This window comes from Oleiphilus sp. HI0123, from assembly GCF_001635315.1.
Genome location: NZ_LWGE01000034.1, coordinates 1 through 253, shown reverse-complemented (window position 1 = coordinate 253; position 253 = coordinate 1). Strand labels below are relative to the sequence as shown.

At 38.3% G+C, this 253-nt stretch carries 1 protein-coding gene; it reads right to left on the bottom strand.

The genetic code is table 11. The features are described from left to right. Positions 1 to 193, bottom strand: a 193-nt coding sequence (locus A3761_RS25335) for a histidine kinase dimerization/phospho-acceptor domain-containing protein (protein WP_304439556.1), incomplete at its 3' end; no start/stop codon positions are given. Between the last annotated feature and the right edge of the window lie 60 nt (positions 194 to 253).

Genomic DNA, 253 nt, shown 5'->3' with positions numbered 1-253 from the left:
AACGGTGAACGTCACGCAGCATATAGTTAAGATACTTTTGCTGCGTCTCCTTATCCAAATCATGCTTTTGGAAGGTTTCTAAATACAACTGCAAGGACGTAACGGGTGTTTTCAATTCATGGGTAAAGTTATTGATAAAGTTATTCTGCAGACGATAAAGCTGCTGCATTTTCTTGGTATAAACGAAACTCATCGACAAGCCCGTAACGATCAAACTCACCAATAAAGTTAATACTGCAATCACCAAAAAGGT